Annotated in this window: 4 protein-coding genes and 3 tRNA genes; 6 read left to right on the forward strand and 1 reads right to left on the reverse strand. The window is 65.1% G+C overall.

From position 1 onward, the window contains the following. Positions 1 to 551: 551 nt before the first annotated feature. A complete protein-coding gene (locus AC5P7R_RS22250; RefSeq protein WP_111099054.1) occupies positions 552 to 3,290 on the reverse strand; it encodes a TonB-dependent receptor plug domain-containing protein in 2,739 nt (912 codons plus the stop codon). Positions 3,291 to 3,460: 170 nt separating this feature from the next. Between AC5P7R_RS22250 and AC5P7R_RS22255 the strand changes: the two genes are divergently transcribed. The 6 genes from AC5P7R_RS22255 to AC5P7R_RS22280 form a co-directional block, all read left to right on the forward strand. Next, positions 3,461 to 4,480 (forward strand): cyanophycinase, encoded by a 1,020-nt coding sequence (locus AC5P7R_RS22255; RefSeq protein ID WP_111105037.1) that lies wholly within the window; start codon positions 3,461 to 3,463, stop codon positions 4,478 to 4,480. 138 nt (positions 4,481 to 4,618) lie between these two features. Beyond that, a complete protein-coding gene (locus tag AC5P7R_RS22260; protein ID WP_021204466.1) occupies positions 4,619 to 5,635 on the forward strand; it encodes an isoaspartyl peptidase/L-asparaginase family protein in 1,017 nt (338 codons plus the stop codon). Positions 5,636 to 5,772: 137 nt separating this feature from the next. Further along, positions 5,773 to 5,858: transfer RNA gene (locus AC5P7R_RS22265), tRNA-Tyr, on the forward strand. A gap of 24 nt (positions 5,859 to 5,882) precedes the next feature. After that, positions 5,883 to 5,956, forward strand: a tRNA-Gly gene (locus AC5P7R_RS22270). Between the two features lie 49 nt (positions 5,957 to 6,005). Continuing rightward, positions 6,006 to 6,081, forward strand: a tRNA-Thr gene (locus AC5P7R_RS22275). A gap of 41 nt (positions 6,082 to 6,122) precedes the next feature. Continuing rightward, positions 6,123 to 6,819, forward strand: a 697-nt coding sequence (locus AC5P7R_RS22280) for a GTP-binding protein (protein ID WP_495214195.1), incomplete at its 3' end; no start/stop codon positions are given.

The following is a 6,819-nucleotide window of genomic DNA, read 5'->3' on the forward strand; positions in this document are numbered from 1 at the left end:
ATCGACGTTAAGGTGCGGGATGGGGATCGCTCGGCTCGTCTGTCGGCTGCTATCCGCAGATATCATGTTGACGGTCCCTCCACCCTGGCTCCTACATACCGCGTAGGAGCCGGGAGGAACATACAAGCCCATGCTCGGCTGATGCCAGCCGGAGCCGAGCGTGGGCTCGGCTCTACAAGGGGCTCGCCCGCGCGACCTGGACAGATTTTCACCACGCTTCGAAACGCCTGCGCTGCAATGCTCGCACCCACTTGTCCACACCAAGTTCCCATCGCTTTCCACGCGTGGTGTGGAAAACAACGGGAGGCGTGGATAAAAAATAACCACGCCCGGAAATGCCTGCATCGCAACGCTCGAACCCACTTGTCCACATCAAGTTCCCATCACTCTCCACGCATTGTGTGGAAAACCCCGGTGGCCCTCTGATAGCCGCCCACCTTGGTGGGCGCGCGGCGAGACAGTGCCCGCCAAGGTGGGCATCTACCAGAGCGCAAATGACAAGGCCCGCCAATGGCGGGCCTTGTCGTCCACGTCCTGCAAGGCGGCGCGCCTTACAGCGCGGTGCCGCCAAACTTGTGGGTGTACTGCAGGTTGATGGTGCGGCCGACGCTGTCGAACCAGGACACGTCGTAGTACGGGTACGCGGTATACGTGGTGTCCTTCGGCGGCATCTTGTTGAACACATTGACCACCGACAGCGACAGGCGCGAGTGGTCGTCGAAGCGGTACTGCACCGAGGCGTTGTAGCGGTAGGTCGCCTTCACGTACGGGCTGTCGCCGCTGTCCCAGTCGAACGACTGGTCGTAGCTGTCCGAAGTTGGCAGCTTGCCCAGGCGCGAGCCATAGACCGTCGCCGACCACGCGTCCTTCTCCCAGGTCACGCTCAGGCTGGTCTTGGTACGCGGGATGTCGAATCCGCTGTTGACCGCGAACTGGTCCAGGGTCGGGTCACCGGGGTAGCGCTGGAAATCGTGCTTCTTCACCCAGGTGTGGGTGCCGTTGAGGATGAAATCGCCGATGCCGGTCTGCATGCGGTAGCGCAGGCCGACGTCGATACCGGAGGTCGATTCGCGGGCGACGTTGATCGGAGCGACGCGCACGCCGTATAGGCGGCCATCACCGGTGCGGGTGATGCGGTCGAGCGCGTCCACGCAGGTCGGCGAGTTGATGTCGGCAGTACCCAGGCGGCAGTTGGCTTCGTTGGCCAGGAGCGTGCGAACGTCCATGTCCTGCACCTGCTTGCGCATGTCGATGTCAAACCAGTCCACGGACAGGTCCAGGCCGATCGCCGGCGACCAGACGAAGCCTGCACTCCACGAGGTGCTGGTTTCCGGGTCGAGCTGGCGGTTGCCGGTGCGGCTGCGGATCAGGTTGCGCTCGTAGTCGGAACAGTCGCTAGCGCCATCGGCGCGGCAGCTGTACAGGTCTTCGGCGGTGGTCTCGTCGTTGCCCGGTCCGGCGAACACGTAGTGCAGGTCCGGCGCGCGGAACGCGGTGCCATACGAACCGCGTACCAGCAGCGTGTCGATCGGGCGCCATTCCAGACCGCCGCTCCAGGTCGCCTTGCCGATGGTGTGGCCGGAATAGCGGTACTGGTCGTAGCGGCCGGCCACGCTCAGGTTGACCGTCTCGTGCAGCGGCATGCGCAGCTCGGCGGCGGTCGCCCAGCGGTTGCGCGAGCCCTGGCCGTCCGAATCCTTCCAGCTGTAGTAGTAGTACTGGGTGGCCAGCGGATCGGGATTCAGCGCATAGGCCTGCTGGCCCACTTCCACGGTCGCGGCGAACCCGGCATCACCGCCCGGCAGGCCGAACAGCGCGGAATTGGTCAGCGTGAATGCAGCCGTCTCGGTGCGCGACTTCGGCGAATAGGTAGTGCGTGCGGCAATCGAATCGTACTCGGCGCGGGTCAGCGGCCGGTACAGCCGCGACGGGTCCGCGTTGTAGATCGGGAAACCGTCGTCGTCCACGCCCAGCTGCGGGCCCAGGAACAGGTCATTGGCCTTGGCGGCGATGATCTGCGCCCAGCTGATCCGCGACTGGTATTGCGAATGGCTCAGCGCCGCTTCGTAGTCCCAGTTGCCGGCCAGATTGCCCTTGAAGCCGGTGGTCACGCTGAAGGTCTTCTGCGTGCTGCGGACCATCGCATTGCGCAGGCCCCCCATTTCCTCGGGTGAGAACTGGCGCTGCCAGAACTCGATCTCGCCGGTGGCCTGGTTGTTGAAGTAGCCCGACTCATCGCCATTGGCGTCCATGCGGCCCCACTTGGTGACGTCGCGCATCAGCGACATCGTGTGGTAGCCCAGCTGCACATCGGCGAACCATTGCTGGCCGTTGTCGAAGTCGTAGCTCAGCGAGGCGTAGCCATTGGCGCCGCGGCGCTTGCTGAGGATGGTGCCGTAGCCGATCGAGCTGTCGCTGCCGCAGTAGTAACCGTAGCGCGGGCGGTAGGCGCGATAGGTGCTGCCCTGGTTCTGCCCGGCCAGCGCTTCGCAGGTGGCCGCGCCCGGATCCAGGTAGTCGTCGTTGTAGTCCGTACGCAGGTAAGCGCGGCGGGCGATGCGCGAGCCCTCGGTGGGGCCGTCCTGGGTCGAATCCTGGATGTCGCGCTCATAGGCCCACAGCGGGGTCTGCGACTGCAGCTCGACGCTGTACACGGCGTTGAAGTTGCCGCGGCTGAAGCCGCTGGCCAGGCTCATGTCGAACGACTCGCCACCGCCTTCGCTGGTGGTGCCCATGCGCATGTCGATCGTGGTGCCGTCGGCCTTCTTCTTCAGGATGAAGTTGACCACGCCGGCGATCGCGTCCGAGCCGTAGATGGCCGAGGCACTGCCGGTCAGCACTTCGATGCGCTCGATCATTCCCAGCGGGATGTTGGAGACGTCGGTGAAGTTGCTGCGGCCCTTGAACGGCATCGGGAAGTCGGCGATGCGGCGGCCATTGACCAGCACCAGCGTGTGGTTCGGGCCGAGGCCGCGCAGGTCCACCTGCTGGGCGCCGGGCGAGAAGTCGGCGCCGCTGGAAGACTGCTGGCTCTGCGTCTCACCGCCGTTCTGGGTCATTGCACGCAGCACGTCCGGCACGCTGGTGAAGCCGCTGGAGCGGATCTGTTCGGCGTTGATCACCGTGATCGGGGCGGGGCCTTCCACCTGGGCGCGCGGAATGCGCGAGCCGGTGACCTGCACCGCGTCCAGTTGTTGCACCGAAGAGGAAGCCGGTGCCTGGGCCGCCGCGGAAGCAGCCACGCCCATCAACGCCAGCTGGATCGACCACGCCATCGCCTGTCTACGCATGAGGAATTCTCGGAAATGAAGCCGGCCCGCAGAGGAGGGGCCCTGTCCCCCATTCAGATTTCCGGAACGGGCGCGCGCATTTAACGCCTTTTTCATGTCCTTGACTACTGGGTCCCTATCTGGCAAAGAGTGGAAACGCTTGCAAGTCGATTTTGTTCAGGGAGATCAAGATGCGACGCCTCCATCGGACCGTGCGTGCCCCCTTCGCCTGGCTGGCGCTGCTGGTCTTGGCCGTGCCGTTGGTCGCCCTTGCGCAGGACCTGCAGGGCCCGGGCTTCGCCTACTACGAAGCCGGCGATCTCGACGCGCCCCGGCCCGGTCCGCGCGCACCGGCCATGATGCTGATGGGCGGTGGCGAATGGGTGCCGGAGGCCTTCCACTGGTGGCTGAAGCAGGCTGGCAATGGCCGCGTGCTGATCCTGCGCGCTTCTGGCAGTGATGAGCTGCAGGACCGCCTGTACCGCGAGATCGGCGGTACCACCGCAGTGCAGACGCTGGTCTTCGACAGCCGCCGCGGCGCCGACGATCCGGCCGTGCTGCGCGTGGTTGCCGCCGCCGATGCCATCTTCATTGCCGGTGGTGACCAGTCGCGCTACATCCGCTTCTGGAAGGGCACTGCGCTCAACCGCGCGCTGAACGCCCATGTGCGCGCCGGCAAGCCGATTGCCGGTACCAGCGCTGGGCTCGCCATCCTCGGTGGCTATGCATACGGCGCGATGGACGGCGGCAGCATCACCTCCGCCGGTGCGCTGGCCGACCCGATGGGCAGTGCGGTGACCATGGACAGTGGCTTCCTGCAGATGCCCTACCTGCAGCGCGTGGTCACCGACACCCACTTCGACAAGCGCGACCGGCTCGGTCGCCTGATCGTGTTCGTGGCGCGCGCCGCCCAGGACAGTGGCGACCCCGGCATCGTCGGCATCGGCATCGACGAAGACACTGCCCTGTGCGTGGAGCCCGATGGCCAGGCACAGGTCTACAGTGCTGACGGCGAGGGCAAGGTCTGGGTGGTCAGCCCCGGCCGCGATGCCGACCGCCTGGTCGAAGGTGAGCCGCTGCGCTTCCACGCGGTGCCGGTAACGGTGGTCGCCAGCGGCAGCCGCATGCGCCTGGATGACTTCCAGGCCGAGGCCGACTACCAGGCCGTGGCCGACGTCAGCGATGGCGAGATCGAAATCATCCGCCAGTGACCCGGCGATCCTGTGGCCACGCATGGGATGCTGTAGAGCCGAGCCCGCGCTCGGCTGCTCTTCAATCGAGGCATCAGCCGAGCATGGGCTCGGCTCTACGATGATGCCTCCCTTGCCCACCTGCTGGAGACGTATCCGATGAAACTGCGCCTGGCGCTGTCTATGCTGCTGTCCCTGCCCATGCTTGCCCAGGCCGCACCGGCCGCTTCACCGCTGCTGGTCATCCACGGCGGCGCCGGCGTCGAGCGCAAGGACCTGTCGCCGGCCGAGGAAAAGGCCGCACGTGACGCGCTGCGGGCAGCACTGCTGAAGGGTCATGCGGAACTGGTGGCCGGTCGCCCTGCGCTCGCAGCGGTCACTGCGGCGATCACCGTGCTGGAGGACGATCCCACCTTCAACGCCGGCAAGGGCGCAGTGTTCACCCACGACGGCCGCAACGAGCTGGATGCGGCGGTCATGGATGGCGCGAACCAGGCGGCGGGCGCGGTGGCGGGCGTGCAGCGGGTGCGCAACCCGATCCTGCTGGCGCAGACCGTGATGCAGAAATCCCGCCACGTGATGATGGTCGGGCAGGGCGCCGAAGCCTTCGCCGCCGAGCAGGGCATTCCTCTGGTCGATCCCTCCTACTTCCGTACAGAGAAGCGTTGGCAACAGCTGCAGCGCGCCCTCAAGGAAGAGGCCAGTGGCCAGGCACATGCCGACCTGGAGACTGCAAAGCACTTCGGTACCGTTGGTGCGGTCGCATTGGACGCGCAGGGGCATCTGGCCGCCGGCACCTCCACCGGGGGCATGACCAACAAGCGCTACGGCCGGGTCGGTGACTCGCCGATCATCGGTGCCGGCACCTGGGCCGACGCACGCTGCGCGGTGTCCGGCACCGGGTGGGGCGAGTACTACATCCGCACTGCGGCCGCGCACGAGATCTGTGCGCGCATGCGCTACCAGGGGCAGAGCCCGGAGCAGGCCGGCAAGGGCGTGATCAACGAGACGATTCCGCAGATGGGCGGCGACGGCGGTGCGATCGTGCTCGGCGCAGACGGAAAAATGGCCACGCCGTTCAACACCCAGGGCATGTATCGGGGCTGGATCGGCGGCGACGGCGTCCCTCATGTCGCAATTTTCGCCAACGAGACCCTGCCGGTTCCCGGGCAATAACCTTGCGTATCAATGGGTTTGCGACAGCGTGTGAAAAAAATGGAAAAAAGCGTTGACAGCCCCCCGTCCCATCAGCAGAATAAGCGGCTCACCACCACACACCGCAACGCTTCGGCGGCAACGGGTTGGGGTGGTAAGGAGGGATACCCAAGCGGCCAACGGGGGCAGACTGTAAATCTGCTGGCTTACGCCTTCGGTGGTTCGAATCCACCTCCCTCCACCAGTTTCACGTTGTGACATTCCCGGCGCGGGAGTAGTTCAATGGTAGAACCTCAGCCTTCCAAGCTGATGGTGCGGGTTCGATTCCCGTCTCCCGCTCCATTGAATGAACTTTGAATATTATCGAGTTCATGTCATAATGCAAAACTCGGCTCACGTAGCTCAGTCGGTAGAGCACTTCCTTGGTAAGGAAGAGGTCGAAGGTTCGATTCCTTTCGTGAGCACCATCTCAAGCATCACCTCTCAGACGAATTCGAGATAAGCAGCCATGGCCAAGGGTAAGTTCGAGCGCACCAAGCCGCACGTCAATGTCGGCACCATCGGTCACGTCGACCACGGCAAGACCACGCTGACCGCCGCACTGACCAAGATCGGTGCCGAGCGCTTCGGTGGCGAGTTCAAGGACTACTCCTCGATCGACGCCGCTCCGGAAGAAAAGGCACGTGGTATCACGATCTCGACCGCGCACGTCGAATACGAATCCCCGATCCGTCACTACGCCCACGTTGACTGCCCGGGCCACGCTGACTACGTCAAGAACATGATCACCGGTGCCGCCCAGATGGACGGCGCGATCCTGGTGTGCTCGGCCGCTGACGGCCCGATGCCGCAGACCCGCGAGCACATCCTGCTGTCGCGTCAGGTCGGCGTGCCGTACATCGTCGTGTTCCTGAACAAGGCCGACATGGTGGACGACGCCGAGCTGCTCGAGCTGGTCGAGATGGAAGTGCGTGAGCTGCTGAGCAAGTACGACTTCCCGGGCGACGACACCCCGATCATCGCCGGTTCGGCCCGCCTGGCGCTGGAAGGCGACCAGAGCGACATCGGCGTGCCGGCCATCCTGAAGCTGGTCGATGCCCTGGACAGCTGGATTCCGGAGCCGGAGCGTGCGATCGACAAGCCGTTCCTGATGCCGGTGGAAGACGTGTTCTCGATCTCGGGCCGCGGCACCGTGGTGACCGGCC

It is taken from the genome of Stenotrophomonas sp. YJH_SMC_27 (assembly GCF_059369815.1).